Annotated in this window: 24 protein-coding genes; 13 read left to right on the forward strand and 11 right to left on the reverse strand. The window is 65.4% G+C overall.

From position 1 onward, the window contains the following. Positions 1-142: 142 nt before the first annotated feature. Entirely contained in the window at positions 143-1363 is a 1221-nt protein-coding gene (locus tag IVB23_RS18340) for an MFS transporter (protein WP_247804545.1), read from the forward strand. 36 nt (positions 1364-1399) lie between these two features. Here the strand turns inward: IVB23_RS18340 and IVB23_RS18345 are convergent, their stop codons facing one another. Further along, complete coding sequence (locus IVB23_RS18345) at positions 1400-2548, reverse strand: OpgC domain-containing protein (RefSeq protein ID WP_247804546.1); 1149 nt, start codon at positions 2546-2548, stop codon at positions 1400-1402. A 301-nt stretch (positions 2549-2849) separates the two neighbouring features. Between IVB23_RS18345 and IVB23_RS18350 the strand changes: the two genes are divergently transcribed. Continuing rightward, positions 2850-4001, forward strand: a complete 1152-nt coding sequence (locus tag IVB23_RS18350) for an acyl-CoA dehydrogenase family protein (protein WP_247804547.1) — start codon at positions 2850-2852, stop codon at positions 3999-4001. A gap of 217 nt (positions 4002-4218) precedes the next feature. On the opposite strand, the gene IVB23_RS18355 is transcribed toward IVB23_RS18350, so the two are convergent. Continuing rightward, positions 4219-6417, reverse strand: coding sequence for an EAL domain-containing protein (locus IVB23_RS18355; RefSeq protein WP_247804549.1), 2199 nt, complete (start codon positions 6415-6417; stop codon positions 4219-4221). 414 nt (positions 6418-6831) lie between these two features. Between IVB23_RS18355 and mepA the strand changes: the two genes are divergently transcribed. From mepA to modC, 5 genes are all read left to right on the forward strand, one after another. Next, positions 6832-7776, forward strand: coding sequence for a penicillin-insensitive murein endopeptidase (gene mepA, locus IVB23_RS18360; protein ID WP_247804550.1), 945 nt, complete (start codon positions 6832-6834; stop codon positions 7774-7776). Positions 7777-8159: 383 nt separating this feature from the next. Continuing rightward, complete coding sequence (locus IVB23_RS18365; RefSeq protein WP_247804552.1) at positions 8160-8663, forward strand: hypothetical protein; 504 nt, start codon at positions 8160-8162, stop codon at positions 8661-8663. Positions 8664-8913: 250 nt separating this feature from the next. Further along, the gene (gene modA / locus IVB23_RS18370) at positions 8914-9699 is read left to right on the forward strand and encodes a molybdate ABC transporter substrate-binding protein (RefSeq protein ID WP_061882529.1); all 786 of its coding nucleotides are present in this window, start codon (positions 8914-8916) and stop codon (positions 9697-9699) included. A gap of 13 nt (positions 9700-9712) precedes the next feature. Beyond that, complete coding sequence (modB, locus tag IVB23_RS18375) at positions 9713-10408, forward strand: molybdate ABC transporter permease subunit (RefSeq protein WP_061882530.1); 696 nt, start codon at positions 9713-9715, stop codon at positions 10406-10408. 2 nt (positions 10409-10410) lie between these two features. Further along, entirely contained in the window at positions 10411-11073 is a 663-nt protein-coding gene (modC, locus tag IVB23_RS18380) for a molybdenum ABC transporter ATP-binding protein (RefSeq protein WP_061882531.1), read from the forward strand. Positions 11074-11133: 60 nt separating this feature from the next. On the opposite strand, the gene IVB23_RS18385 is transcribed toward modC, so the two are convergent. Next, a complete protein-coding gene (locus IVB23_RS18385) occupies positions 11134-11394 on the reverse strand; it encodes a PepSY domain-containing protein (protein WP_061882532.1) in 261 nt (86 codons plus the stop codon). 245 nt (positions 11395-11639) lie between these two features. After that, a complete protein-coding gene (locus IVB23_RS18390) occupies positions 11640-13433 on the reverse strand; it encodes a potassium/proton antiporter (RefSeq protein ID WP_061882533.1) in 1794 nt (597 codons plus the stop codon). A 437-nt stretch (positions 13434-13870) separates the two neighbouring features. Here IVB23_RS18390 and IVB23_RS18395 point away from each other — a divergent pair, with 437 nt between their 5' ends. Together IVB23_RS18395 and map are read left to right on the forward strand one after the other, a co-directional pair. Further along, a complete protein-coding gene (locus IVB23_RS18395; RefSeq protein WP_247804554.1) occupies positions 13871-15187 on the forward strand; it encodes a mechanosensitive ion channel domain-containing protein in 1317 nt (438 codons plus the stop codon). Between the two features lie 110 nt (positions 15188-15297). Further along, a complete protein-coding gene (gene map / locus IVB23_RS18400; protein WP_061882709.1) occupies positions 15298-16116 on the forward strand; it encodes a type I methionyl aminopeptidase in 819 nt (272 codons plus the stop codon). Positions 16117-16429: 313 nt separating this feature from the next. Here map and IVB23_RS18405 read toward each other — a convergent pair whose 3' ends face one another. Next, positions 16430-17023: an Ada metal-binding domain-containing protein gene (locus IVB23_RS18405; protein ID WP_247804556.1), complete on the reverse strand. Its 594-nt coding sequence runs from the start codon at positions 17021-17023 to the stop codon at positions 16430-16432. Between the two features lie 131 nt (positions 17024-17154). On the opposite strand from IVB23_RS18405, the gene IVB23_RS18410 reads away from it, so the two are divergent. From IVB23_RS18410 to IVB23_RS18420, 3 genes are read left to right on the forward strand one after another with little or no spacing between them, the layout of a single operon-like run. Beyond that, positions 17155-18075, forward strand: a complete 921-nt coding sequence (locus tag IVB23_RS18410) for an EamA family transporter (RefSeq protein WP_061882710.1) — start codon at positions 17155-17157, stop codon at positions 18073-18075. A 55-nt stretch (positions 18076-18130) separates the two neighbouring features. Further along, positions 18131-18844, forward strand: a complete 714-nt coding sequence (radC, locus tag IVB23_RS18415) for a DNA repair protein RadC (RefSeq protein ID WP_061882536.1) — start codon at positions 18131-18133, stop codon at positions 18842-18844. Positions 18845-18873: 29 nt separating this feature from the next. Then, positions 18874-19350 carry a hypothetical protein gene (locus IVB23_RS18420; protein WP_061882537.1) on the forward strand — a complete coding sequence of 159 codons (477 nt, stop codon included), beginning with the start codon at positions 18874-18876 and terminating at the stop codon, positions 19348-19350. A gap of 12 nt (positions 19351-19362) precedes the next feature. On the opposite strand, the gene IVB23_RS18425 is transcribed toward IVB23_RS18420, so the two are convergent. Continuing rightward, a complete protein-coding gene (locus IVB23_RS18425) occupies positions 19363-19737 on the reverse strand; it encodes a hypothetical protein (RefSeq protein ID WP_247804558.1) in 375 nt (124 codons plus the stop codon). A gap of 249 nt (positions 19738-19986) precedes the next feature. Here IVB23_RS18425 and IVB23_RS18430 point away from each other — a divergent pair, with 249 nt between their 5' ends. Then, positions 19987-21378, forward strand: coding sequence for a peptidoglycan-binding protein (locus tag IVB23_RS18430; protein ID WP_247804560.1), 1392 nt, complete (start codon positions 19987-19989; stop codon positions 21376-21378). A gap of 201 nt (positions 21379-21579) precedes the next feature. Here the strand turns inward: IVB23_RS18430 and IVB23_RS18435 are convergent, their stop codons facing one another. From IVB23_RS18435 to IVB23_RS18455, 5 genes are all read right to left on the reverse strand, one after another. Continuing rightward, a complete protein-coding gene (locus tag IVB23_RS18435) occupies positions 21580-22302 on the reverse strand; it encodes an AprI/Inh family metalloprotease inhibitor (RefSeq protein ID WP_061882540.1) in 723 nt (240 codons plus the stop codon). Then, on the reverse strand, positions 22302-23291 hold the full coding sequence (locus tag IVB23_RS18440) for a 2-hydroxyacid dehydrogenase (protein ID WP_197969030.1): 990 nt from the start codon (positions 23289-23291) through the stop codon (positions 22302-22304). The genes IVB23_RS18435 and IVB23_RS18440 overlap by 1 nt, the downstream gene beginning before the upstream one ends. Next, on the reverse strand, positions 23291-24109 hold the full coding sequence (locus tag IVB23_RS18445) for an ABC transporter permease (RefSeq protein ID WP_247804561.1): 819 nt from the start codon (positions 24107-24109) through the stop codon (positions 23291-23293). Before IVB23_RS18445 ends, IVB23_RS18440 begins: the two co-directional genes overlap by 1 nt. Then, positions 24106-24951: an ABC transporter ATP-binding protein gene (locus IVB23_RS18450; RefSeq protein WP_247804563.1), complete on the reverse strand. Its 846-nt coding sequence runs from the start codon at positions 24949-24951 to the stop codon at positions 24106-24108. Before IVB23_RS18450 ends, IVB23_RS18445 begins: the two co-directional genes overlap by 4 nt. Positions 24952-25226: 275 nt before the next feature. Then, on the reverse strand, positions 25227-26249 hold the full coding sequence (locus IVB23_RS18455) for an ABC transporter substrate-binding protein (protein ID WP_247804564.1): 1023 nt from the start codon (positions 26247-26249) through the stop codon (positions 25227-25229). Positions 26250-26255 lie beyond the last annotated feature (6 nt).

Here is a 26255-nt window from a genome sequence, read left to right on the forward strand (position 1 = left end):
GCGCGCCGAATGCCAGATCATGGCAATTGCAGGATAGCAAGCTCTGTGCCCGCGTATTGCGAGTAACCTTGCCCTCCGCCTGCGGATAGGCCACCATCCCTCCCGCGCACCGTCAACAAAACCAAGATCGCCGAGGAAACGCATGAGCAAGGCATCACGCTTCGACTATGGCTGGGTCGTTGTCGCCGCGGGTGCGCTGATGACTTGCGTCGGGTTCGGCACGATGCTGTCGCTGGCGGTGTTCCTGCAGCCGATCTCGGAGGCGATGGGCTGGTCGCGCGCCGGCGTGTCGGCGGCGGCGACGCTGGATTTCCTCTGCATGGGATTTGCCGCATTCCTATGGGGCGCGCTGTCGGACCGGTTCGGCACCCGCATCGTGGTGCTTTCGGGCAGCCTGCTGCTGGGGCTCGGCCTCGTCACCGCGAGCCAGGCCACACATCTGTGGCAATTCCAGCTGAGCTTCGGCGTCCTGATCGGCGTTGCCGCCGGCAGCTTCTACGCGCCGATGATGGCGCTCGCGAGCGCCTGGATCGAGAAGAACCGCAGCCTTGCGGTGGCGCTGGTCTCCGCCGGCATGGGCGTGTCGCCGGTGACGATCGCACCGGCCGCGAGCTGGCTGATCACGGCCTATGACTGGCGGACCGCGATGCTGGTGATCGGCTGTGCTGCCTGGGCGCTCTTGATCCCCGCCTGCTTCCTGGTGCGTCCGGCTCCGGCAGCGGCAGGCAACACGAATGCGGACGCCGCTCCTGACGTGGAGCTGAGCGCGGCGCAGGCGCTGCGCACGCCGCAGTTCATCGCGCTCGCGGCGGCGCATTTCGCCTGCTGCGCCGCGCATTCCGGCCCGATCTTCCACATGGTGTCCTATGCGATGGTCTGCGGCATCGCTCCGCTCACGGCGGTGACGGTCTACAGCGTGGCCGGCGTCTCCGGCCTCGGCGGGCGCCTGCTGCTGGGCGCGGCTGCCGATCGCATCGGTGCAAAGCCCGTGCTGGTCGGCGGCTTGCTGGTGCAGGCGATGTGCATCGCGGCCTATCTGGCGGTGGGGCAGCTCGGCGAATTCTACGCGCTCTCGGTGGTGTTCGGCCTCGCCTATGGCGGGGTGATGCCGCTCTATGCGGTGCTGGTCCGCGAATTCTTCGGCGCGCGCATCATGGGCACGGTGTTCGGCGCCGTGTCGGCCTTCGCCAGTCTCGGCATGGCGCTCGGTCCCTGGGCCGGCGGGCTCGTGTTCGACAATTTCCAGCGCTACACATGGCTGCACGCCGGCTCGTTCGCGATCGGCCTCGCCGCCGTCGCGGTGGCGCTGAGCTTCCCGACCAGGCGCCGGCCATCGCTCGATCTCGGCCGCATCGCGGCCTGACACCGGAACAATGCGCCTGCGCATTCGTGTTCGAAATTACAACGGCCTGAGATTGGGAAACATGCCGCGATCGATGGTGGCGAGCAATATCGCCAACGCGCTCATCAGGCCCAGGCCCAGGAGAGTGATCAGCGTCTGCCATGCCAGGCTGTTCCAGCCCAGGCTAAGCAGGGCATGAGCTGCGAAGGACAGCAGAACACTGGCGCAATAGATCGCGAGCGAATATTCGCCGCATCGTATCAGCGGCCGCAGTGCTCCGGCTTTCAAGATGCTGGCATTGCTTGGAAGAAGGCGCCAGCAGAGCAGCGCGAGCGCAGCAAAATGCAGCAATCGCAGGATATCGAGATTGGTCTTGTCGACCGGATAGATCAGGCGCGACAGCCACTCCGGCACATAGGCTTCGATCGCGTGGATCTGCCAGCCCAGGGTGATCACGAACGAGAACAGCACGTAGCCCGCCGCTAGAACGGCAAGAGCCCGGGAATTGAGGACGGCAAGCTGCCAATCGCCGCGGTTTGCTCCCCAGCAGATGCCGATCACGAACAGCAGCTGCCAGTTCAGCGGATTGAAATAGAGCTGCCCCCTCGGATAGGCCGGGATGTACCAATCGAACTGATGGGCGAGAACATAGAGCGCAACGGATCCGGTCAGGGCCAGCGGCCAGGCGCGTATCGTCAGCGGCACGATGAGAATGAGCGCGAAGTGGAGTATGACCATCAGGAGCAGAGGGTCGAGATTGACCGGGGAATAGCGCAGCAGTGCCACCTGAAGCAGTGTCTCTGCAGGCTCCTGCAGCAGGATGGCCAGGTTGGCGTGATCGAACATGTCGGGCTGCCATGCCGCGATGTACGCCACTTCCGCCAGCAACAGGACGACAGTCATGATCTGCGCGACATAGATTTCGAACGAACGCCGCAACATGCGCAAGCTCGCGGCCGCAAAGCCGGACTGACGCATCAGGTCGCCGTATACGATGCCGGACGCAAGGCCGGACAGGAATACGAGAATCTCCGCCGCATCGCTGAAGCCGAAATTCTTGGGCGTGAACCGGTTCAGATAGCTTTCCGGGATGTGATTGATATAGATCCACCACAGGGAAAGGCCCCGAAAGAGATCGATCCGAAGATCGCGCTCCTTCAGGGGGGCCGGTATGCCCGACATCCACTTCACTTCCGCGTACTGCATTTCGTCATCGGAGCGTCTCGCCGCGTCGGCGCTTGCTGACCCGATCGGCCCGGGTGACCGTGGTCGCCGCAGTATTGTCAATTCAAGCAGCCGGTGAAGGTACATTGCGGCGCTGCGATGGTCCAGAACGCCATCGCCGCGGTGCCATCGTCGTCGAGGGGCCCACCAGGAGTAGCGGCGAAGCCCTCATTCCCGAACGATGGTCTCGGCGGTCAACCGACCGCATCGCCTTGATCCCATCAGCCAAATGGATCAACATCTGGCTTCTACCGCTCACGGCAGAAGGAGCGAAGAAGCGCGAATGTCCGAGCTTTCCGGATTTGGCCTGGTCGAGCGGGCGCGCGCGATCGCCCCTTTGGTGGCTCGCGAAGCCGACGCGATCGAGCGGAGCCGACGGCTGACGCCGGGCGTCGTGGCCGCGCTGACCGAGAACGGCCTCTACCGGGCGCTGTTGCCGCAGAGCCTCGGCGGCGCGCAGGCCGCGCCGGAAGCCTTCATGCAGATGCTGGAGGAAATCGCCAAGGCGGATGCCTCGACGGCTTGGTGTCTCGGCCAGTGCAGTGTCTGCGCGATGATCGCGGCCTGGCTCGACCAGGACACCGCGCGGGAAATCTTCAACACCCCGCCCGGCATCCTCGCCTGGGGCGCGATCGCGCATGAGGCACGCATCGTCGAGGGCGGCTATCGCGTCACGGCGCGCTGGGACTTCGCCTCGGGCTCGCGGCAGGCGAGCTGGCTGGGCGCACATGTCCGCATCGTCGGCGCTGACGGCGCGCCGCGCAGGAATGCCGATGGATCGCCGGAGCTGCGCACCATCCTGTTTCCGGTTGCGCGCGCGACCCTGCACGACGTCTGGCAGGCGATCGGGCTCGCCGGCACCGGCACGGACTCCTACGAGGTCAACGACCTCTTCATCCCCGAGCGCTTCACGGCGTTTCGCGACGTGCCGTCGGCGCTGCGCGAGCCGGGCCCGCTCTACAAGATCGGCACCGGCTCGACCTTCAGCCTCGGCTTTGCCGCAGTGTCGCTGGGCGTCGCGCGCGCCACGCTGGATGCCGCTATCACGCTGGCACGGGAGAAGCACCAATCGCTGGCGGTCGGCCCGATGCGCGACAACGGGGCGGTCCAGGGGCTGATCGGCCGCACCGAGGGTGATTTGCGTGCCGCCCGCGCCTATCTCTATGCGGCCGCGAACGCGATGTGGCGCGACCTCGCTGCGACCGGCGAATTCAGCGCGGCCCATCGGACCGCGGTCCGCCTCGCCGCGACCTGGACCATCCATCAATCCGCACGCGTGGTCGACACGGCCTATCACATGGCCGGCGCGACCGCGGTGTTCCGCAGCAATCCGTTCGAGCGCCGCTTCCGCGACATGCACGCCATCGCGCAGCAGATCCAGGCGCGCGACGCGCACTATGAGGATGTGGGGAAGACGCTCCTGGCGGGAAGTTGATGGCAGCCCAAGCGGTGCTGCGCTCCCTCCCCCGCTTGCGGGGGAGGGCTGGGGAGAGGGTGTCTCCTCCGGGCGAGCCCCTAGAGGAGAGAGCCCTCACCCGCGCCTCCGGCGCGACCTCTCCCGCAAGCGGGAGAGGTTAACGGAGAGAGCGGCGCGTCCCTCACAACGAGATATTTGCGAGCGCGAAGGAATGACTCTGAAGGAGTACCGCCGCTCACGCCACCATCGCGGCGTGATCACCGTCGATGCCGCGCTGTGCCGCGAGCAGGCTGACGATCTCTGCATTGGGACGGGCCTTGCTGAACAGAAAGCCCTGGCCCTCGTGGCAGCCTTCGGCACGAAGACAGCTCAGCTCGGCTTCGGTCTCGACGCCTTCGGCGGTGATGGTGACGCCAAGACTCTTGCCGAGGCTGACGATGGAGCGGATGATCGCCTGCGCCTCGCGGTTGGCGCCGAGGTCACGCACGAAGGACTGGTCGATCTTGATCTTGTCGAACGGGAAGCTGCGCAAATAGCTGAGGCTGGAATAGCCGGTGCCGAAATCGTCCATCGAGATGCGCACCCCGAGCGCGCGCAGCGCGTGCAGCGTCGCCAGCACCTGCGCGCTCTTTTCCAGGAGCAGCGTCTCGGTGATCTCGAGCTCGAGCCGGCGCGGCGGCAGGCCGGAATGTTTCAGCGCGTCCGTCACCACCGAGAGCAGATTGCCGCTGCGGAACTGGAGCGGCGACAGATTGACGGCGACGCGAACTTGGTCGGGCCAGGCCGCGGCATCGAGGCAGGCGCGGCGCAGCATCTGCCCGCCGAGCGGATTGATCAGGCCGGTGTCCTCGGCGACCGGAATGAATTCGGCCGGCGAGACCATGCCCCGCTCGGCATGCGGCCAGCGCACCAGCGCCTCGAAGCCGGTGATGCGGCCACTCTGGAGATCGATCAGCGGCTGGTAATAGGGACGGAGCACGTCGTTCTGGATCGCGTCGCGCAGCTCGACCTCGGTCTTGCGGCGGCTCTGCGCCTTCGCATCCAGAGCGGCCTCGAAGAAGGCGAAGGTGCCGCGCGCGTCCAGCTTGGCGCGCGACAGTGCCATGTCGGCGCTCTTGAGCAGCTTCTCGGAATCGTCGCCGTCGCCGGGCGACATGGCGATGCCGATCGAGGCGCCGATCACCACGGAATGGCCGTCGAGCAGATAGGGATCGGCGATGGCTTCCAGCAGGCGCTTGGCCAGCATCACCGCGTCCTCGGGACGGGTCAGTCCGCCTTGCACGATCGCGAACTCGTCGGAATTGAGCCGTGCCAGCGCGTCCTCTTCGCGCAGGGTCGAGCGCAACCGCTTGGCGACACCGCGCAGGAGCTTGTCGCCGACCGCATGCCCCAGCGTATCGTTGACCGCCTTGAAATTGTCGAGCCCCAGCATCAGGAGCGCGACCTTCTCGGCGCCGCGCCGCGTGTGCAGCAGCATTTCGTCCATCTGCTGCCGCAGCAGGCTGCGATTGGGCAGGCCGGTCAGGGTGTCATGCTGGGCCATGAAGGCGAGCCGCGCCTCGGCGCGCTTGCGCTCGGTGATGTCCATCAGCGCGAGCAGCACCGCGGGGCGCTCGGCATAGGTCAGTTCGCGGGAGTAGATCGCAAGGTCGATCAGCGTCCCGTCGGCCTTGACATGCTTCCAGGTGCGGCCGGCCTGTTCCTCGCCGGCCGCGTCGGCGGTCCAGGGCGGTTCGCTGTCGAAGGCCTGCAGGGAGCGGATCTTCAGCCTCTCGAACTCGGCCCGGCCGTAGCCGTAATGCGCGACCGCGGCGTCGTTGACGGCGATGATGCGCTCGTCATCCAGCGCGCAGACGATCATGGGCACGGGATTGCCGTCGAACAGCAGGCGGAACGAGGCCTCGCGCTGCTTCAATTCGGTGATGTCGACGCGCAGGCCGACGACGCCGCCGTCGTCGGTCAGGCGCTCGTCGATCAGGATGACGCGGCCGTCCGACAGCTTCTGCTCGTGGCGCGCACCGGGCTGATAGAGCTTTTGCAGACGTTCGGCGATCCACTCGTCCTCATGACCGGCGGCCTCGGGATAGTCGCCGCGGGCGACGCCGATGCGCAGCGTGTCTTCGAGGCGCGCGCCTTCCTCGAACAGATCGGCGGTCTTGCTGTAGATCTCGGCGTATTTCTTGTTCCAGAGGACGTAGCGGCCTTCGGCATCGAGGAACACGATGCCCTGCGGCAGGATGTCGATGGCCTGGCGCAGGCGCTCATGGGATTTGCGCGCTTCCGCAATCGCGGCTTCCGCCTCGGCGCGGCCGCGCAGGACTTCGTCGCGCTCGACAAGGTCTCGCGGCGCGCACGCGAAACGCGGCTTGCGCGCCTTCCTGCCGGCGCGGACAAGCGCGTCTTGCTTTCGCTTTTTCGTCTTTCGAGACCCCAAACTCAACTTCACTCGTCCCAGTCGCGCCCGGCGGCCGCAGTCTTGAGGCAAGTGTCTGAAAAAAAAGTAATCTTAGCCCGGCCGCGGTCCGCGCGAAGCACACCTTGCTGCCTGTTTGCGCGGCGCGGCTGCGGCGGCAAGCGCCTTCGGACCGAGTCCGGCATCGCAATCAACGGGCGATCTGGCGCAAAACTGCGCGCGCACCTGAATCCGTTCCGAAATTGCCCGCGATTGCATGCGAACCGCAGATATTCCTCCCTCCACGCACGAATTTTGGTCAATGCAGGATACGGTTATTGCGCCGTTAAAAAGCGGCAATTTTAGACGCGATTTCGACCGTGCGCCGCGACGTTGCGGTCCGCTCAATGCCTCGTTCTTAACCCTGATGGCGCATTGGGCTATAAGGACGTCAGCATGAGTCGCCGCAGCATCACCCTCCTCCTGCTCTCGCTCGCTCTCCTGGCTGCCGGCGGCGCGCTGGCCCAGGACAAGGGCAGCACCAATCCGAAGCCGCTGCCGCCGCTCGCCAATCCGAACGACCCTGATCTGGCCGCCAAGGAGCTGTTCGCGCGAAAGCTGCTGCCGTCGAAGGGGCCGGCCCATGTCATCGGCTCCTACGCCAGGGGCTGCATCGGCGGCGCGGAGCAGATTCCGGTCAACGGCGACCATTGGCAGGTGATGCGGCTGTCGCGCAATCGCAGCTACGGCCATCCCGACATGATCGCGCTGATCAAGCGGCTCGCGGCAAAGGCGCACAAGGACGCGGGCTGGCCCGGCATCCTGGTCGGCGACATCGCCCAGCCGCGCGGCGGGCCGGCGCTGTCAGGCCATGCCAGCCACCAGATCGGCCTCGACGCCGACATCTGGCTGACGCCGATGCCCAGCCGCCGGCTCTCGCGCGAGGAGCGCGAGGACATGTCGGCGGTGATGATGGTGCGCCAGGACCGGCTCGACGTCGATCCCAAGGTGTTCACGCCCGGCCATGTGCTGGTGCTGCGTGATGCCGCGCGGGAGCCCGCCGTGCAGCGCATCTTCGTCAACGCCGCGATCAAGAAGGCGTTGTGCCGCGAGGCCAAGGGCGATCGCGCGTGGCTGTCGAAGATCCGGCCGTGGTGGGGCCATGACTACCATTTCCACATCCGCATGCACTGCCCGCCGGGGGCCGGCGAATGCGAGGGCCAGCCGTCACAGGCCGACGGCGAAGGCTGCAAACCCGCCGATCTCGCCTACTGGTTCTCCGACGCGGTGCTGCACCCCAAGCCGCCGCCGGAGCCGCCAAAGCCGAAGCCGCCGATGACGCTGGCGCAGATGCCCGCGGCCTGCAAGGTGGTGCTGCACGCAGGCGACGCGAAACCGTAGTGTAAAGCTGCCGCCTCACCTACCGCTGTCGTCCCGGGGCGCGAAGCGAACCCGGGATCCATAACCACAGGGAGTGGTTGTGGCGCGAGCTGGTAACTCCGAATCTCCGTTACCACACCCGCCTGTGATTATGGGTCCCGGATCGGCGCTCCGCTCCGGACAACGCTGCGCGTTGTTCGGGGCTGCGCTTGTCCGGGACAACGGTGATTGCGGCGCGCTTGTCTGGGATGACGAACGAGTTGATTGGTTCGCAACGCCTATATGCGCTACGATCACTTTGCCGCCGAGCCGTAAGCCCGCGGCATCCCGGGATGTGCATCCCATCTGCCAACAAGCCTGACCGCAAGCCTCGCGCCGTCGCGTGGCCAACGATGGGATTTCACATGCGCACCGTTACCTTCCTCGCTGCGCTCACAATCAGCGCGACTTCCGCCTTCGCCGCCGAGGAGCCCAGCGGCTGCGACAAGTTCAAATGGCCGATCGAACGCGAGCGCACCGCGCTGACCGCATCCGATCGCGCCAAGCTCGCCACGGGAAGCGAGCAGGCTGCGCTGCCCGCATCGGCCATCACGCTGGGGCTGGTCGCCCCGAGCGAAGCGAAATTGCCCGCGCCGCCGGAGCGGGCCCCGAAGGACGGCACCTTTGCCGGCTTCACCAGCATCAAGGCGCCGAAGGCCGGGCTCTACACGATCAGCCTGTCGGCCGGCGCCTGGGTCGACGTGATCCAGGACGGGCATGCCCTCAAGCCTGTGGACTTCAGCGGCGCGACCGATTGCGATGGCATCCGCAAGACCATGAAATACGAGCTGTCGGCACAGCCTTTCGTCCTGCAGGTCAGCGGTGCCAAGGAAAATTCGGTCTCCATTGCGATCCTGCCGGCGCAATAAACGGGTACGTTGTTGTTTGCGCATGACCTTTCCGGAAAATCGCTGCGCGTCTTCCGGGTCATGCGGTCAGACCAACGGTCGCCTTTGACCGGAGGCGCAAGCCTGCTATCTTCGCATTTGCGATATCCCTGCCGGTCGTAAGCCGCTGCCGGGCCCCGTGGAGCAGCGCTTCCACCCATCGCATCAACCCAACCAACGCCAGACTTGCGCGTGCATCTTGCCGCGCGCGGACTTGCACGGAGCGCTCCCGATGTTACGCATTTCAGGACTTTTCACCGCCTTCATGATCCTCGCGGGCGCGGCCCTCTCGCCCGCCGCCGCCGAGGACAAGACCATCACCGTGTTCGCCGCCGCCTCGATGAAGAACGCGCTGGACGAGATCGACGCCGCCTACACCGCCAGGACCGGCGTCAAGTTCAGCGTCAGCTATGCGGCAAGCTCGGTGCTGGCCAAGCAGATCGAGCAGGGCGCGCCGGCCGACGTGTTCGTCTCGGCCGATACCGACTGGATGGACTACGCGATCGCCAAGAAGACCATCAACGAACCTTCCAGAGTCAATCTGCTCGGCAACAGCATCGTGCTGATCGCGCCGAAGGATGCCAGGATCGACAACGTCGACATCGCGCAAGGCTTCGATCTCGCCAAGCTCGCCGGCGACGGCAGGATCGCGACCGGCGACGTCAAGTCCGTGCCAGCAGGCAAATATGCCAAGGCCGCGCTGGAGAAGCTCGGCGCCTGGCAGGCCGCGGAGCCGAAATTCGCCATGGCCGAGAGCGTCCGCGCTGCGCTGACGCTGGTCGCCCGCGGCGAAGCCGGCCTCGGCATCGTCTACTCGACCGACGCGAAGGTCGAGCCCGGCGTGAAGACCATCGGCACCTTCCCGGCGGCTTCGCATCCCGCGATCGTCTATCCCGTCGCCGCGACCATGACCGCCAAGGGTGAAACCAGCGGCTATCTGGCCTTCCTGCGCTCCTCGGCGGCCAAGTCCATTTTTGAAAAGTACGGCTTCAGGTTCCTGGTCAGTCCCACGACTTGATGCCTGCGGCTTGATGTCCGACATCTCTCCCGCCGAATGGACGGCGATCCTGCTCTCGCTCAGGGTCGCCATCATCGCAACGCTGGTGGCGACGCCATTCGGCATCGCGCTGGCGTGGCTGCTCGCGCGGCGTGATTTCTGGGGCAAGTCGCTGCTCGACGCGGTCGTGCATCTGCCTCTGGTGCTGCCGCCTGTCGTCACCGGCTATCTGCTGCTGCTGACCTTCGGCCGCCGCGGCCTCGTCGGCGGCTTCCTCGCCGACCATCTCGGCATCGTCTTTTCATTCCGCTGGACCGGCGCGGCACTGGCCTGCGGCGTGATGGCATTTCCGCTGCTGGTGCGCCCGATGCGGCTGTCGATCGAGGCGATCGATCGCCGGCTCGAGCAGGCGGCCGAAACGCTTGGCGCCGCGCCCTGGAAAGTGTTCTTCACGGTGACGCTGCCGCTCGCGCTGCCCGGCGTGCTCGCCGGCATGGTGCTCGGCTTCGCCAAGGCGATCGGCGAGTTCGGCGCGACGATCACCTTCGTCTCCAACATTCCCGGCGAGACCCAGACGATATCCTCGGCGATCTATTCGCTGATCCAGACCCCGGACGGCGATGCCGCGGCGGGACGGCTGGTGATCGTCTCGATCGTGCTGGCGCTGGGCGCGTTGATCGCCGCCGAGTGGTTCGCCCGCCGCGCCACCGCGCGGCTGCACGGAAACTGACCATGCTGCGCGTCGACATCGAAAAGCAGCTCGGCGAATTCTCGCTGCATGCATCCTTCGCCAGCGAAGGCCGTGCCATTGGCCTGTTCGGCGCCTCGGGCGCCGGCAAGACGTCACTGGTCAACATGATCGCAGGGCTGTTGCGGCCGGACCGCGGCACCATCGTGATCGACGGCGAAACCGTCGACGACACCGCGGCCGGCATCCATGTCCCAGCCTGGCGCCGCCGCATCGGCTATGTGTTCCAGGACGCGCGGCTGTTTCCGCATCTCAACGTCGCGCAGAATCTCGACTATGGACGGCGGATGAACCGCCTGCCGCCCGATGCCTCCCAGCACAAGCGCATCGTCGACCTGCTCGACATCGGTGCGCTGCTCGATCGCCGGCCCGGAAAGCTCTCCGGCGGCGAACGCCAGCGCGTCGCGCTCGGACGCGCGCTGCTGTCGAAGCCGCGGCTGCTGCTGCTCGACGAGCCGCTCGGCGCGCTCGACGAGGGCCGCAAGCTCGAGATCCTGCCTTATCTGGTGCGGCTGCGGGATGAAGCCAACGTGCCGATGGTCTATGTCAGCCACGACGCCGCCGAGCTGCGCCAGCTCGCGACGCAGATCGTGATGCTGAAGCAGGGCCGCGTGACCAGTTTCGGCGGGGTGAAGGTGCTGACGTGAGGCGGCGGTAACCCGGATTTCGCTGCTGGGCTCCATCCGGGCCACAGTGCTCCTTTTCAGCTACCAGCCGCGGTCGACATTGCGAACCTCGCCCGTTCGGGCATCGACGTCGACCTGCATCCAGCGACCGGCGCGGTCGCGCCCCTCGATCTCCCATTCATCGCCAAGGAAGTTCGTGTGCGAGACCGTCACAACACCGAGATCGCTCGCGACATCGAGCGCGACCTGCATCGAGATCTGATCGCCGGTGTCATAGGCCATCGCCGGCGTCGCTGCGCCGAGACCGATGGCGACGATGGCGGGCAAGATGAACTTGCGCATGGAACTGCTCCTGTCAAAGACGTTGACTGTCACGCGAAAAACGAGCGGCGCCGCGGAGCGTTCCGGGTTCCACGGTCACGAGGCTGCGCGAATCTTCAGCGGTTGCGGCGATTTGGTGGCGGTTGCCCCATCATGTCATTCCGGGGCGCCCGAAGGGCGAGCCCGGAATCCATCTCGCCGCTCGTTCAAAGGATAAATGGATTCCGGGTTCGCGCCGACGCGCGCCCCGGAATGACGAGAGGAGGCTAGACCCCCGCCACCGAGGTCCACAGCTCCGCAAGTTTCTTCCGCAGCGCCTGCGCGCGCGTCAGCGGCTCGGGCGTCTCGTCTTCTTCCGGCAGACGCAAGCCGACGAGATTGACGCGACCGCCCGAGATCGAGCGCGCGACAAGAACGATTTCGTCCAGCGCGAGCTCGGCGCCCTCCTTCGGCGCGCGGTCGAGATGGACGTCGAAATAGTCGGCCAAGGTCAGCTTGCCTTCGTCTTCACCGACCTTGACGCCGTAGATCTCGGCGAGCTCGGCAAGCGTGTGGTCGCCGGAGACCATGAAGTCGCCGAGCAGATGCGGATCCGGCGCCGTGCTCGGCTGCATGTCGACGAAGAAGCGGTCGAGCGACTCGGCCTTTTCCGGCGGGGCCAGCAGATAGATGTAGTCGCCGGGCGCGATCGGGTCGGCTTCCGCCGGCGTCAGGATGTTCTCGTTGCGGATGACGAGCGTCGGCTTGGACCAGGACGGGATCAGGCCGCGGCGGAAGTACAGGCTCTTGGGCCGCACCGGATAGCCGACCAGCTGCTGCTCGAGCTGGCCGGGCAGATCCAGTTCGACGCGCCGCGGGCCGCGCTCGGCGCGCGGCAGCGCCACGTGCAGCTTGCGTGCCGCGGGTGCCAGCGTCCAGCCCTGCAGCAGGAGCGAGATGATGACGACGACGAAGGCGACGTCGAAATAGAGATAGGCCTTGGAGAGCCCGACCAGCATCGGGATCGAGGCCAGGAAGATCGCGACCGCGCCGCGCAGGCCGGTCCAGGCGATGAAGATCTTCTCGCGCCAGTTGAAGCGGAACGGAGAAAGGCACACGAACACCGCGAGCGGCCGCGCCACCAGCATCAGCACGAGCGCGACGGCGACGGCCGGCAGCACGCTGGTGCCGAGCCGGCTCGGCGAGACCAAGAGGCCGAGCAGCACGAACATCACGATCTGCGCCAGCCACGTCGCGGCATCGAGGAACGTCACCACCGAATTATGCGCGCGCGTCGGCCGATTGCCGATGATGATGCCGGCGAGATAAACCGCGAGGAAGCCGGAGGCGTGCATGATCTGCGAACCGCCGAAGATCACGAGCGCAGCTGTGGTCACGAACGGGGCATGCAGGCCCTGCGGCAACGCCACCTTGTTGAGGGCGATCACGACCAGGCGTCCGCCGATGACACCGACGATGGCGCCCAGGACCGCCTCCTGAATGAACTCCACCAGCACATGGCCGGGCGAGCTCGAGCCGACCGAGATGTATTCCACCAGCATGAGCGTGAGGAAGATCGCGAACGGGTCGTTGGTGCCGGATTCCGCCTCCAGCGTCGCGCCGACGCGCGGGCGCAGGCGCAGGCCCTGGGTGTGCACCAGCAGAAACACCGCGGCCGCATCGGTCGAGGCCACCACGGCGCCGACCAGCAGCGATTCCGACCAGTTGAGATCGAGCGCGTATTTGGCGAACGGCGCCGTGACAAGCGCGGTCAGCAGCACGCCGACGGTCGCGAGCATCACGGACGGGGCGAGCACAGTGCGGATGCTGGCAAAGCGCGTCCGCAGGCCGCCGTCGAACAGAATCAGGGCGAGCGCGACGGAGCCGACCAGATAGGTGGTGCGGACGTCGTCGAACTGGAGCTGGCCGGGGCCGGAATCGCCGGCGAGCATGCCGATGACAAGGAACACCAGCAGCAGCGGCGCACCGAAGCGCAGCGCAAGCAGGCTGGAGAGGATGCCGGCCATGACGAGAACGGCGCCGAGCAATATGGCGAGACTGACGGAGTCGAGAGAGGCCATGCGGGTGCTGCGGTTACTCCGGGAAACGGACACGATATCGGTCAGGGAGGCAGCGGCTGCGCGCCCCCTCGCCTCGCCTGCGGGGAGAGGGTTGGGGTGAGGGGGACTCTCCACGGGGGTGGTGACGGATGGACTCGCGGAGAGTCCCCCTCACCCGGATCGCATCTGACGATGCGATCCGGCCTCTCCCCGCAAGCGGGGAGAGGCGACGAGCGCGCTTGCCGACAGACCTGTTCAACCAACAATCATCCTGCTCCTGCATCCTTATCGTCGGCGGACTCGCGCGCCAACCTATTTTCTGCGGTTCGCGGCAATCTGCCCGCATTTTGCGGCCTTAACGCGCTTCACTTGACGGTGTATCGATGGTCCGGCCGCGCCCCTTGTGGGATTCTGCGGCTCCCTCGAATCAATTCCTCCCCCGCTTGCCGACGAGACCGATGGACATGGACCTCAAAGACTTCATGGAGTTCGTGCAGACGACCGCACGCAGCGTCGGGGCGGAAATCTCCTCACCCTGGTTCTACCTGCAATTCGGTCTCATCCTGGCGGCCGCCGGCATCGCCTATGCCGCGGAAACCACGATTCGCAGCCGCATCGACATGACCTCGCTGGCGATGCGCTTGCCGCTGCCGCTCCGGCATTTCGTCCGGGTGATGGTCTCCAGCGTGTCGACGGCGGTGTTCACGCTGCTCGTGATCATCTCGCGCGTGGTGATGTACCACGCGACCTGGCCGAGCCGCAGCTATCTCCTGATGGTCGCAGCCAAGCTGGCCTTCGCCTGGCTCGTGATCCGGCTCGTGACCTCGGTGCTGCGCAACGCCTTCATCGTCAAGCTGGTGTCGATCGCGGCGTGGTTCGTCGCTGCGCTCTCCATCCTCGGCCAGCTCGACGCGACGGTCGACGCGCTCGATTCCTTCGCAATCGTGCTCGGCGGCCTCAGGCTGACCCCGCTGCTGGCCCTCAAGGCCGGCGCGCTCCTCCTCATCGCACTCTGGGCCACCAACATCGCGAGCAATTTTGCCGAGAGCCGGATCAACGCGACCACCGACCTAACGCCGTCGGTGCAGGTGCTGCTGGTCAAGATCATCCGTATCGGGCTACTCACCGTCGCGATCGTGATCGCGCTCGGCGCCGTCGGGATCGACCTGTCGGCGCTCGCGGTGTTCTCCGGCGCGGTCGGCGTCGGCATCGGTATCGGCCTGCAGAAGATCGTGGCCAATTTCATCTCGGGCATCATCCTGCTCGCCGACAAATCAGTGAAGCCCGGCGATCTCGTCACCATCGGCGACAATACCGGTCGCATCAGCGCGATGAAGACGCGCTATATTTCCGTCGCCGCCGGCGACGGCCGCGAATTCCTGGTGCCGAACGAGGATCTGGTGACGCAGAAGGTCGTCAACTGGACCTATACCGACAAGAACACGCTGGTGAAGATCGCCTTCGGCACCAATTACGATGCCGACCCGCGCCTCGTCTGCACGCTCGCCGCCGAGACCGCCGCCGCCCATCCGCGCGCGCAGAAGGGCAAGCCGCCGACCTGCATCCTGACCGAGTTCGCGGAAGCCGGCATGAAGTTCTCGCTGACCTTCTGGATCGCCGACCCCGACGGCATGGACAAGGTCAAGAGCGACGTGATGCTGGAGCTGTGGGAGGCGTTCAAGCGCGAGGGCATCCGGGTTCCCTATCCGGTCCGCGAAATCCGCATCCGCGGCGGCGCCCTGCCGGTGGAAACCACCGTGGAAGTCCCGAATTAGGACGCTTTCGGGCCGGGGCCGGTAGGCTCGGCTTGCATGAAGGCCGCCAATCATTAAATTGGGGCCTGAAATCAAGCCTTTCCACCGACATCGAGGAAGACCGCATCCGCATGAGCTACGTCGAAGCCACCGAGACCTCCCTGCGCAAGACCGGACAGATCAAGCTGCATGGGCCGAGCGCCTTTGCCGGCATGCGCAAGGCGGGCGCGCTGGTGGCAAAATGCCTCGACGAGCTCACCGACATCGTCGGGCCGGGCGTGCCGACATCGAGGATCGACGAATTCGTCCGCGACTTCGCCTTCAGCCATGGCGCCTATCCGGCGACGCTGATGTATCGCGGCTACCGCTACTCGACCTGCACCTCGCTCAACCACGTGGTCTGCCACGGCATGCCGGGCGACCGTCCGCTGAAGGAAGGCGACATCGTCAACATCGACGTCACCTTCATCGTCGACGGCTGGTATGGCGATTCCAGCCGGATGTATGCGATCGGCCCGATCGCGCGCAAGGCCGAGCGGCTGATCGAGGTCACCTATGAAGCGATGATGCGCGGCATCGCCGCCGTGAAGCCCGGCGCAACCACCGGCGACATCGGCCACGCCATCCAGAGTTTCGTGGAGCCGCAGGGCATGAGCGTGGTGCGCGATTTCTGCGGCCATGGCCTCGGGCGCATGTTCCACGACGAGCCGAACATCATCCATGTCGGCCGGCCCGGCGAAGGCGTTCAGCTCAAGCCCGGCATGTTCTTCACCATCGAGCCGATGATCAATCTCGGCAAGCCGCACGTGAAGATTCTCTCCGACGGCTGGACCGCGGTCACCCGCGACCGCTCGCTGTCGGCGCAGTTCGAGCACTCGGTCGGCGTCACCGCTGATGGCGTCGAGATCTTCACGCTGTCGGAGCGGCACGGCGAGAAGCAGATCGGGTGATTCCGATCGCCAGAATTCCCCTGGCGCTGTTGCGATATCATTGATCAAGCGCATGCCGCGCGCCAGGGTGGTGGCCGTTCCCGTCCCTCCGCTGTCGTCCCGGACAAGCGCGCTCTTAAGCGCGCGCAGATCCGGGACCCATAGCCACAGGATTGGATTTGGCGAAAACTCGTGGTTGTCAGCTCGCTCGAACAATTTTCTCCTGAGGATATGGGTCCCGGATCTGCGCTTACGCTTGTCCGGGACGACACCGGAGTGTGTCGCGATGCCTCTGCCCGCGCTAGCATCGATTCAACCAAGACTCATCGCGCCCCTACCGGCGGCGGAAGGATGATGGCGTCCTCTTGTAGGTCGCGATAAGCGCATCGTTGAATCGCCGAACGCTGCCGAAGCCCGCGGCGAAGGCGATCTCCGCCAACGTCATGTCAGTCCGGTCGATCAGACGCTTGGCTTCCTGCACGCGCCGCGTTGCCGCAATCTCGCTGGGGCTCGCCCCGGCATGGCGCATGAAAAGACGCAGGAGATGGCGCGGTCCGACGCCAAGCGCGTCCGCGAGATCCGTCATGGACGCCCGATCCAGAAAACCGTCGTGGATCAGCCGCATGCCGCGCGCAACGGTCGTGGCCGTCCCCATCCAGGCCGGAGAGCCCGGCGCGGCTTCCGGCCGGCAGCGCAGGCACGGGCGAAAGCCGGCCCGCTCGGCGGCCGCCGCGGTCGCATAGAAGGTGACATTCTCGGAGCGGGCCGGCCGAACCGGACACACCGGCCGGCAATAGATGCGCGTCGAACGGACGCCGGAGAAGAACAGGCCGTCGAAGGCGCGCGCCCGTGCGAGCCGCGCCCGGTCGCAGGTTTCCCAATCGAGATGCGGTGGCAGCGTTTGCCGATGCGAAGAGCCTGTCGTCATGCCGAAACTATAGTTTCAAGGCGCGACACCGAGTAGCTGAATTCGGACTCGACCGGGCGATGAGGTCCGAATTCAGCCAGCCTGCATCGCCGTTCCCGATCATGGTGTCGACGGATCCCGGAGCAGATCGCATGAGCATACAGGCGCAACAGACGTCGTCAGGGCAAACCCGTCTCGCATTCGAGATCGGGCTGCTGCTGCTGCTGTCCCTGATCTGGGGCAGCTCGTTCACGCTGATCAAGGTCGCGATCCCGACGATTCCGCCCTTCACCATGGTCGCCGTACGGGTGACGATCGCCGCTGTTCTCTTGATCATGATCGCTCTCGCGCAGGGGCACGCCCTGCCGCGCCAAGGGCCGGTGTGGGCGGCTTTCGTCGTGCAAGGGCTGCTGCAAAGCGCGCTGCCCTTCACCCTGATCAGTTGGGGCGAGACGCACATCACCAGCGGTCTCGCCGGCGTGCTCAACGCGACCCCGCCGATGTTCGTGCTTGCGATCGCGATGTTGACCGGGCGCGGACGAGAGACGATCAGCGGCCGCAAGATCATCGGTGTTGCGCTGGGCCTCGCGGGCGTCGCCCTGACCATGGGGGTTGACGCGTTCTCAGGGATCGGCGCCACCGCGCCGCTGGCGCAGGCCGCCGTCCTGGCTGCGAGCTTCTGCTATGCGCTCGCACCGATCTGGGGGCAGCGGTTCGCGGGGCTTCCCGCGGTCGTCACGGCAGCCGGCGCGATGAGCTGCGCCGCCGCCCTGATGCTGCCCATCGCCACCGTCCTCGACCGGCCCTGGACGCTGGCACCGACGAGCCAGGCGATCGCAGCCGTGCTCGGCCTTGCCATCGTCTGCACCGCGCTCGCAATGGTGATCTATTTCCACCTGATCCGCACACTGGGCCCGCTCGGCACGACGAGCGGCAGCTATCTGCGCGCGGGCTTCGCCGTGGCGCTCGGGACCACGCTCCTTGGCGAGAGCTTCACCTGGTCGATGCTGGCCGGAATGTTGCTCATCGTCATTGGGGTCATAGCGGTGACTGCACCCATGCGGAAGCCTTGAAGCGATTACAATTGCCGATTGAAAAATTCCTCCGACAGGGCAATGCTGGCGGCCGATGCCCGCCAAGTCCGACCACGACAAGAGCAAGCCTGAGGACGTGCCGCACTATCACGGCCATCGCGAGCGGCTGCGCGAACGCTTCTACAGCGCGGGCGCGGATGCGCTCAGCGACTACGAGCTGCTCGAGATGGCGCTGTTTCCGGCGCTGCCGCGGCGGGACACCAAGCCGCTGGCGAAAATCCTGATCAAGACGTTCGGCTCGTTCGCCGAGGTTGTCCATGCCCCGGTGGCGCGGCTGCGCGAGGTCGACGGTATCGGCGAGTCCGCGATCAACCAGCTGAAGCTGATCGCCGCAGCGGCGCATCGCGTCGCCAAGGGCGGGGTCAACAGCCGCAATGCACTGTCGTCCTGGAACGAGGTGATCGACTATTGCCGGACCAGCATGGCGTTTGCCGAGAAGGAGCAATTCCGCCTGCTCTTCCTCGACAAGCGCAACCAGCTGATCGCCGACGAGGTGCAGCAGACCGGCACGGTCGACCACACCCCGGTCTATCCGCGCGAGGTGATCAAGCGCGCGCTCGAACTCTCCGCGACCGCGCTGATCCTGGTGCACAATCACCCCTCGGGTGATCCCTCGCCATCGCAAGCCGACATCCAGATGACGAAGGCGATCATCGACATCGCCAAGCCGCTCGGCATTTCCGTGCACGACCACATCATCGTCGGCAAGAACGGGCACGCCAGCCTGCGGGGGATGCGGTTGATCTAGCGATCTTTCATGACGCGGAGGCGAACGTGATGGGTTCAGTCGACGGAATCAGTGGCAACTCGACTCATGATCTGGAGGCAACCGTGGACACGGATGGGGAACCTCACGATGCGAATATCGAGTTTGAGCAATTAAAGCTCTTGTTTGACTATACGAAGTTTCACATCGGGCTGTACACCACCATAGCAACGATTTTTGGTGCGCTATTCGCGGCGAGTGACAAAGCCCCAATCCGTTTCAGCCCCGTACTTCTCCTGTGCTCCGCTGTGTTGGTGTGCATAGCGGGCGGCGCTGGAGGTATTATTGCTAGCAGCATTCCCGGCTTTAGCAGCTATAAAAAATTCTGGGATTCGTCCATCGGACCCGCCTGGTGTAGGAAAATGAAGGCCGAGTACTGGACTTACGTTGAGCACGCTGCCTTTTGGGCTGCCGTTATCCTCGCTCTCGCCTCAATAGTCTTTCCCCATGTTTTCGACGGATTGCCGCACGGGCGGGGTTATTCCTAAAGCGGATTGACTTCACGGCTCGACCCAGCGCTGCACCGCCTCCGCGGTGTCGGCAGGCGTGGTGTAGAAGCAGATCGCGGCGTTCGGCGCCATGCGATGGACGAGGTTGAGCACCTTCTCGAACAGCAGCAGGCGCTCCTTCGGCTCACGCAGGCCGGCGCCGATGACGATGCAGTCGAAACTCTCGTCCTGCAGCGCCGCCGTGACGCCGGCTTCGGCTGTCGCGTCGAGATCGATCAGGCAGCTCGTGACCTCAAAGCCGAGATCGCGCAGGCGCAACAGCTGCGCCTCGATATGGCCGCGCACGAGCTCCGGCGTGATCTGCGGAAACGCGCTGTAGTCCGCATTGCCGGGTTCGATGCCGATCGCGAGGACGCGCTTGGCCATGCAGGATTCCCTTGCCGGACCGTCTCATCGCTAACGGGTGGAGGGCCGAGCCGGTTCCCCCCGAATGGTGGTCGCACGCTCCCGGTTCTACCAATGATTTCCCGCCGAAGCTGTAAGCCATTTCACATGCGCTGGGCCGGCGACCTGCCAGATTTCGGGAGATCACGCTGGAGTCACGCTGATCACGGCACCTGGTTCACTTTGGCTTGCACGGAGAGTCGATCATTCAGTCATTTGCGGGAGCGGAAAATGATCTCATTCGAAAGATTGAAAAACGAGTATGAGCGGAATTGGGCCGGTCTCGAGATCCGGGCCGGACGCCTGGCCGAGGCGAATGCAGTCGCCCGCAAGGCCCTCAACGGCAAGGCGACGTATCAGCAGATCGAGCGGTTGACGGGCGTCCCCTGGTTCTTCACCGCGCTTTGCCACTACCGCGAGTCCAACTTTGATTTCGACACGTATCTCGGCAACGGCGAGTCGCTTCATCGCGTGACGAAGCTCGTTCCGAAAGGGCGCGGCCCCTTTGCCACGTTCGTGGACGGCGCCGTGGACGCGTTCAGAATCCAGAACTTCATTGGCGCGAACGATTGGAGCATCGCGCGGATGATGTTCCGGCTCGAGGCGTTCAACGGCTTCGGCTATCACGCCAAGGGCGTCAACTCGCCCTATCTCTATGGCGGCTCGACGCTGTACGGCCCGCCGGAGGCAAGGGCGGGAAAATTCGTTCGCGACCATGTGTTCGACTCCGATCACGTCGATTCGCAGCTCGGCACGGCGGTGATCCTGCATGCGATGGTGTCACTCGACTCCTCGATCACGCTCGACGGCAACCCGCAATTCGCCGGCCGCGGCGAGCCCGAGGACGACGTGGCCTCGACGGTCATTCTCATGCAGCAGGCGCTCAACAAGCTCGGTGCCAATCCGCCGCTCGCCGAGGACGGCATCAGCGGACCAAAGACGAGGGCCGCCGTCTCGCAGTTTCAGGAACAGAACGGCCTGAGGGATACCGGGCTTCTCGATGCGGCCACGGTCGCCGCGATCACGCGCGCGACGCAGCCTGGAGGCCCGGTGCAGGCGGTCGACCTGTCGCAGATCCTGAAGCGGCTGGAGGACCTCGCGCAATTGCTGCGACCGCCAGCCGGCGGCACGACGCTGCCGGCGACCGTGCCGAGCAGGACCTCGCCTGCCACGAATGACCCGATCAGCCTGTTCGAGCGGCTTTTCTCGCTCATCAACCGGACGGCGCCCGTGCCGGGACCGGTCGCCCCAGCGAACCCCGCCCCGGTCGATCAGCTGAAGCAGGTCGTCGACCTGCTCAGCACTCTCCTCAACACGAGCAGAGGCAAGCCCATGCTGGGCCAGGTCAACGGCGCGCTCGGCGAGACCGTCGGCAAGCTGCTCGACGGCAAGAAGACCGCGCTCGGCATCGGCGGCTCGCTGCTCACCGCGCTGCTCTCGTCGGTGACGGCGAGCCCCAACGCCGGCGGCCTCGCCGGACTGCTCGGAACGATCGTGACCGCCGTGCCCGGCATCAGCCAGTTCGCGATGCCGATCTCGCTCGCGCTCGCCGTCTGGGGCGTGCTCGGCAAGATGGAGAAATGGTCGCAAGGCACCGCACCGCCACCGAGGGTGACGACGTAGAACACGGATGAGGCGCGAGGGACGTCGACAGTTTCCACAGCGTCATGGCCGGGCCTGTCCCGGCCATCCACGCCTGGCTACACGGCACAAAGAACGTGGATGCCCGGGACAAGCCCGGGCATGACGACCTCTTGTAAGTCTTTATAAGCGATTGCCCTGCGCTTGCGGGGGAAGGCCGGAGAGCTCGCGGCCTGCCCGCGCCTACTGACGCAGCATGATCAGGGGATCGGCGGTGTCGGGGACGCGCCGCCACTGCGCGTGGTCGTCGGCCTCGAACTGCCAGGCCTCGCCTGATTTCGACATCAGGATGATCTGGCCGCGTTCGAGGCGCCATTGCGTCGGGTTGAACTGCGCGATCGTCGCGTCGCATTTCGGCTTGAGGAAGACCTGGAAATTGTCCGAGTCCGCTTCGGTGTTGGTCAGCGTCAGCCCGCAGACCGGCTGGCCGTTGCCGCGCACCATCGACCAGTCGCCGATCATCTGGTCCATCGACTTGGCCATCGAACGCGCGGCCGCGAGATCCTGCAGGATATAGACGCCCTCGCCCTGGCGCAGGCCCTCGAAGATGCCGGCCTCGACCTCGGTGAAGTCGATCACGGCTTCCCCGGTCGCGTCCTGCAAGCGGACGATGTCGAGGCCCCTGACGTTCCAGGCGACGATATCTTTCGTGAAGGGCAGCGCGGTCTTGCAGGCCGGCTCCAGCTCCAGCTTGAAGCCCTGCGCCGCCGCGTCGCTCTTGAGCGTGACGACGCAGGTCTTGCTGCGCTCGGTGGTCGAGAGCTCCCACTGGCCGGGCATCTGCTTCTTCAGGCTCGTCGCATCCTGTGCATGCGCAAGGCCGATCGCGGCCAGGGAGGCCGCTACGGCGCCGATCGCGGCCAAGGAGGCCGCGACGGCGGATGCAACGACCCGAAGAGCTCTCATCAGCGCCCCTTGACCGGCGTTTCCGCAACCGGCGTCAGCGGCGCCTTGCCGGCAAACCAGGCCTTGAGATTGTCGACCACGAGCTGGTCCATCGCGTTGCGCGTCACCACCGAGGCCGAACCGATATGCGGCAGCAGCACGACGTTCTGCATGGTCTTGAGCTCGTCCGGCACGTTCGGCTCGGCCGCGAACACGTCGAGGCCGGCGGCGAGGATGGTGCCGGATTTCAGCGCCTGGATCAGCGCCGGCTCGTCCACCACCGAGCCGCGCGCCACGTTGACCAGCACGCCGCGCGGACCGAGCGCCTTCAGCACCTCTTCATTGATCATCTTGTTCGTGGCGGCGCCTCCGGGCACGATCACCATCAGCGTGTCCACCGCCTTCGCCATCTCGAGCAGGTCAGGGTAGTGCTTGTAGGAGACGTCCTTGGACGGATTGCGCGAGTGGTACACCACCGGCACCAGCGAGGCGTCGAGCCGGCGCGCGATGGCCTGGCCGATCCGGCCCATGCCGACGATGCCGACCTTGCGGTCGCGCAGCGAGCCGACGCTGAGCGGATAGTTCTGCGTCTGCCAGAGGCCGGAGCGGACGTAACGGTCGGCCTTGACGAACTCGCGCAAGGTCGCGATCAGAAGACCCATCGCGACGTCGGCGACCTCCTCGGTCAGCACGTCGGGCGTATTGGTGACGACGATATTGTTCTCGGCCGCGTATTTGGCGTCGACATGGTCGTAGCCGACGCCGAAGCTCGCCACCATCTCCAGCTTCGGCAGCTGTGACAGCGAATCCCTGTCCGCACGCACGGTGTGATAGGTCACGGCGACGCCGCGGATCCTGTCGCGAACCGCCGGCGTCAGGCGCTCGAGATCGCCGCGCGTCTCCGCCTTGTGCACGACGAAATGATCGGAAAAGCCGTTCTCGAGGATCGGCCGCACCGGCCCATAGATCAGGAGGTCGATCTTTTCGGACGAAATCGAACCGGCAGCCATCAGTTTTCCTTTCCAAGCGCGCTCTCATGCCAGCGCCGTAAAACGAGGTGGGAAACTAGCGCCAGCACCCCATAGATGACAATCCCGGCCAGCGACAACAGAAGCAGCGCCGCGAACATGCGGGGTATGTTCAGGCGATAGCTGGACTCGGCGATTCTGTAGGCGAGGCCGGAGCCGGCGCCCGCTGTTCCCGCCGCGATCTCGGCCACGACCGCGCCGATCAGCGACAGGCCGCCGGCAATGCGCAGGCCCCCGAGAATGTAGGGCAGTGCCGCGGGCAGCTTGAGAAAGCGCAGCGTCTGCTGTGGCGAGGCACCATAGAGCTGGAACAGGCCGGCGAGATTGCGATCCACCGAATTCAGCCCGAGCGTGGTGTTGGACAGCACCGGAAAGAAGGCGACGATGAAGGCGCAGACCACGACCGCGGTCTGCTGGTCCAGATAGATCAGCAGCAGCGGCGCGATCGCGATGACAGGCGTCACCTGCAGGACCACGGCATAGGGGAACAGCGAATATTCCACCCATTTCGACTGGTTGAACAGCAGCGCCAGCGCGATGCCGCCGATACTCGCCGCTAGGAACCCCTCGAGCGTGGTCAGGAGCGTGGTGGCGAGCGATTGTGACAGAACCGCCCAGTCCCTGATCAGCGTCAGGACGATGACGGACGGCGCCGGCAGCACGTAAGGCGGGATCCCCTTGATGCGGACCACGAGTTCCCAGGCGACGAGGCCGGCCGCGAACACCATGACGGGAAGCACGAAGCGCATCGCGCGCTGCGCGCGGGACGATCCCGCGGTGATGGGCGCTTGCGCGCTCATAGCGTCGACTGTCCCGAATACGACGGCGCCAGCGCGGCTGACACTCTTCGGCAGTAATCAGAATAGGCGGCTGAGGTCCGAAACTCCTCCCCGCGCGGCTCGACCGTCTCGATGCGGATGTCAGCCTGGATGCGGCCGGGCCGGGCCGTCATCACCACCACGCGCTGCGACAGATAGACGGACTCGAACACCGAATGGGTGACGAAGATGACGGTCTTGCCAAGGCGGCGCCACAGGGCGAGCAGATCGTTGTTGAGGCGGAAGCGCGTGATCTCGTCGAGGGCTGCAAACGGCTCGTCCATCAGGAGGATCTCGGGGTCGGTGACGAGCGCGCGCGCCAGCGATACCCGCATCTTCATGCCGCCGGAGAGCTCGCGCGGATAGGCATCGGCGAAATCGGCGAGCCCGACGCTCGCCAGCGCCTCGTCGGCACGCGCGCGCGCGTCTGCCTTCGGCACGCGTGCGAGCCTCAAGGGCAGCCGCACGTTCTCGCGGACGCTGGTCCAGGGCATCAGGGTCGGCTCCTGAAACACGAAGCCGATGCCATGACCTGGTTGAACATGACCTGGTTGAACATGGCCGGGCTGCACCGAGCCCTCGTGACGCGCCACCCGCACAGTGCCCGATGACGGCGCACTGAGCCCGGCGATGATGCGCAGCGCGGTCGACTTGCCGCAGCCGGACGGGCCGAGCAGCGAGATGAACTCGCCCTTGCGCACAGTGAGGTCGAACGGGCCGAGTGCCGTGATGCCGTTGTCATAGGCTTTCGTCACGCCGCGCAGACTGACGGCAAGAGCCGTCAGGCTGGCCTCGACGGTGGGCGGGGTGTTGCGCTCTACCATTGAGAGCGGGCTGCTGTGTTTCGGGCCCCCTTCATCTCTCCCCGACGGCAGGGCAATCGCGTTTGAATTTTGCAGAGGTCGTCATGCCCGGGCTTGTCCCGGGCATCCACGTTCTTTGTGCTGCGTGAAAAGGCGTGGATGGCCGGGTCAAGCCCGGCCATGACGCCGTGGATACAGTCGGTGCCCATGGCTACATCTAATATGCGATAGCCCTGTCCCCGACGGGGAGAGGGGGTAGGCCCCAGCCGCACCGCAGTGCCTGATCTCAACATCCGTTACGGCTTGTTCGGGCGCAGCTCGATGCCGACGCCCTTGTTGATGAAGCGCAGCGTATAGGACTTGCGGAAGTCGAGATCCGCCTTCACGACGCCGGCCTTCACCATCTTGTTGAAGAAGGAGGTGTAGCGCTCGTCGCTCATCGCGCCGATGCCGTTCTTCAAGCTGTCGCCGGAATCGACGATGCCGTGTTCCTTCATCTTGGCGACGGAATAGGCGAGCAGATCGTCGGTCATCTCCGGATTGAGCTGCTTGATCAGGGCATTGCCGGCGGAATTGTCGCGGTAGATGTAATTGTACCAGCCGATCATGGAGGCATCGACGAAGCGCTGGACCAGATCGGGCTTCTTCTCGACGATGTCGCGGCGTGTCTCGATCAGCGTCGAATACGTGTTGAAGCCGTAATCGGCGAGCAGCAGCACGTTGGGCTTGAAGCCGGCGGCCTTCTCGACCGCGAACGGCTCGGAGGTGACGTAGCCCTGCATGGCGCTCTTCGGGTTCGCGATGAAGGGCTGCGGATTGAAATTATAGGGGCGGACGTTCTTCTCGTTGAAACCGTATTCGGACTTCAGCCATTGGAAGTAGCTGCCCATGCCCTCCTTGGAGACGAACAGCGTCAGCGGCTTGAGATCCTCGATCTTCGTGACCTTGGCGTCGGGATGCGTCAGCATCACCTGCGGATCCTTCTGGAAGATCGCAGCGATGGTCACGACGGGGACGTTGTTGGCGACGGCGTCGAACGACATCAGCGTGTTCGCGGCCATGAAGAAATCGATCTTGCCGGCAATCAGCAGCATGCGGTTGTTCTCGTTGGGACCGCCGGGGACGATGGTCACGTCGAGCCCGTATTTCCTGTAGGTGCCGTCGGCGACCGCCTGAAAGAAGCCACCATGCTCGGCCTCGGCGACCCAGTTGGTGCCGAAGGTGACCTTGTCGAGCGTTTCGGCGCGCGCCGGTGCAAGGGAGGCGAAAGCGGCCAGCAAGCCCGCAATTAGCGCTCGCCGCAGATGAGAGGGGGTCATGATGGC

The organism is Bradyrhizobium sp. 191, assembly GCF_023100985.1.
In the GTDB taxonomy this organism is placed as follows: domain Bacteria; phylum Pseudomonadota; class Alphaproteobacteria; order Rhizobiales; family Xanthobacteraceae; genus Bradyrhizobium; species Bradyrhizobium diversitatis.

Bases quoted from the DNA above. Each gene is read 5' to 3' on its own strand.
- IVB23_RS18410 (WP_061882710.1), top strand. From the start codon at position 17,155: ATGAGCATACAGGCGCAACAGACGTCGTCAGGGCAAACCCGTCTCGCA.
- IVB23_RS18365 (WP_247804552.1), top strand. From the start codon at position 8,160: ATGCGCACCGTTACCTTCCTCGCTGCGCTCACAATCAGCGCGACTTCC.
- modC (WP_061882531.1), top strand. From the start codon at position 10,411: ATGCTGCGCGTCGACATCGAAAAGCAGCTCGGCGAATTCTCGCTGCAT.
- mepA (WP_247804550.1), top strand. From the start codon at position 6,832: ATGAGTCGCCGCAGCATCACCCTCCTCCTGCTCTCGCTCGCTCTCCTG.
- IVB23_RS18430 (WP_247804560.1), top strand. From the start codon at position 19,987: ATGATCTCATTCGAAAGATTGAAAAACGAGTATGAGCGGAATTGGGCC.
- IVB23_RS18445 (WP_247804561.1), bottom strand. From the start codon at position 24,109: ATGAGCGCGCAAGCGCCCATCACCGCGGGATCGTCCCGCGCGCAGCGC.
- IVB23_RS18455 (WP_247804564.1), bottom strand. From the start codon at position 26,249: ATGACCCCCTCTCATCTGCGGCGAGCGCTAATTGCGGGCTTGCTGGCC.
- IVB23_RS18440 (WP_197969030.1), bottom strand. From the start codon at position 23,291: ATGGCTGCCGGTTCGATTTCGTCCGAAAAGATCGACCTCCTGATCTAT.
- modB (WP_061882530.1), top strand. From the start codon at position 9,713: ATGTCCGACATCTCTCCCGCCGAATGGACGGCGATCCTGCTCTCGCTC.
- IVB23_RS18450 (WP_247804563.1), bottom strand. From the start codon at position 24,951: ATGGTAGAGCGCAACACCCCGCCCACCGTCGAGGCCAGCCTGACGGCT.
- IVB23_RS18390 (WP_061882533.1), bottom strand. From the start codon at position 13,433: ATGGCCTCTCTCGACTCCGTCAGTCTCGCCATATTGCTCGGCGCCGTT.
- radC (WP_061882536.1), top strand. From the start codon at position 18,131: ATGCCCGCCAAGTCCGACCACGACAAGAGCAAGCCTGAGGACGTGCCG.
- modA (WP_061882529.1), top strand. From the start codon at position 8,914: ATGTTACGCATTTCAGGACTTTTCACCGCCTTCATGATCCTCGCGGGC.
- IVB23_RS18395 (WP_247804554.1), top strand. From the start codon at position 13,871: ATGGACATGGACCTCAAAGACTTCATGGAGTTCGTGCAGACGACCGCA.
- IVB23_RS18405 (WP_247804556.1), bottom strand. From the start codon at position 17,023: ATGACGACAGGCTCTTCGCATCGGCAAACGCTGCCACCGCATCTCGAT.
- IVB23_RS18385 (WP_061882532.1), bottom strand. From the start codon at position 11,394: ATGCGCAAGTTCATCTTGCCCGCCATCGTCGCCATCGGTCTCGGCGCA.
- IVB23_RS18420 (WP_061882537.1), top strand. From the start codon at position 18,874: ATGGGTTCAGTCGACGGAATCAGTGGCAACTCGACTCATGATCTGGAG.
- IVB23_RS18350 (WP_247804547.1), top strand. From the start codon at position 2,850: ATGTCCGAGCTTTCCGGATTTGGCCTGGTCGAGCGGGCGCGCGCGATC.
- IVB23_RS18425 (WP_247804558.1), bottom strand. From the start codon at position 19,737: ATGGCCAAGCGCGTCCTCGCGATCGGCATCGAACCCGGCAATGCGGAC.
- IVB23_RS18340 (WP_247804545.1), top strand. From the start codon at position 143: ATGAGCAAGGCATCACGCTTCGACTATGGCTGGGTCGTTGTCGCCGCG.
- IVB23_RS18435 (WP_061882540.1), bottom strand. From the start codon at position 22,302: ATGAGAGCTCTTCGGGTCGTTGCATCCGCCGTCGCGGCCTCCTTGGCC.
- map (WP_061882709.1), top strand. From the start codon at position 15,298: ATGAGCTACGTCGAAGCCACCGAGACCTCCCTGCGCAAGACCGGACAG.
- IVB23_RS18345 (WP_247804546.1), bottom strand. From the start codon at position 2,548: ATGCAGTACGCGGAAGTGAAGTGGATGTCGGGCATACCGGCCCCCCTG.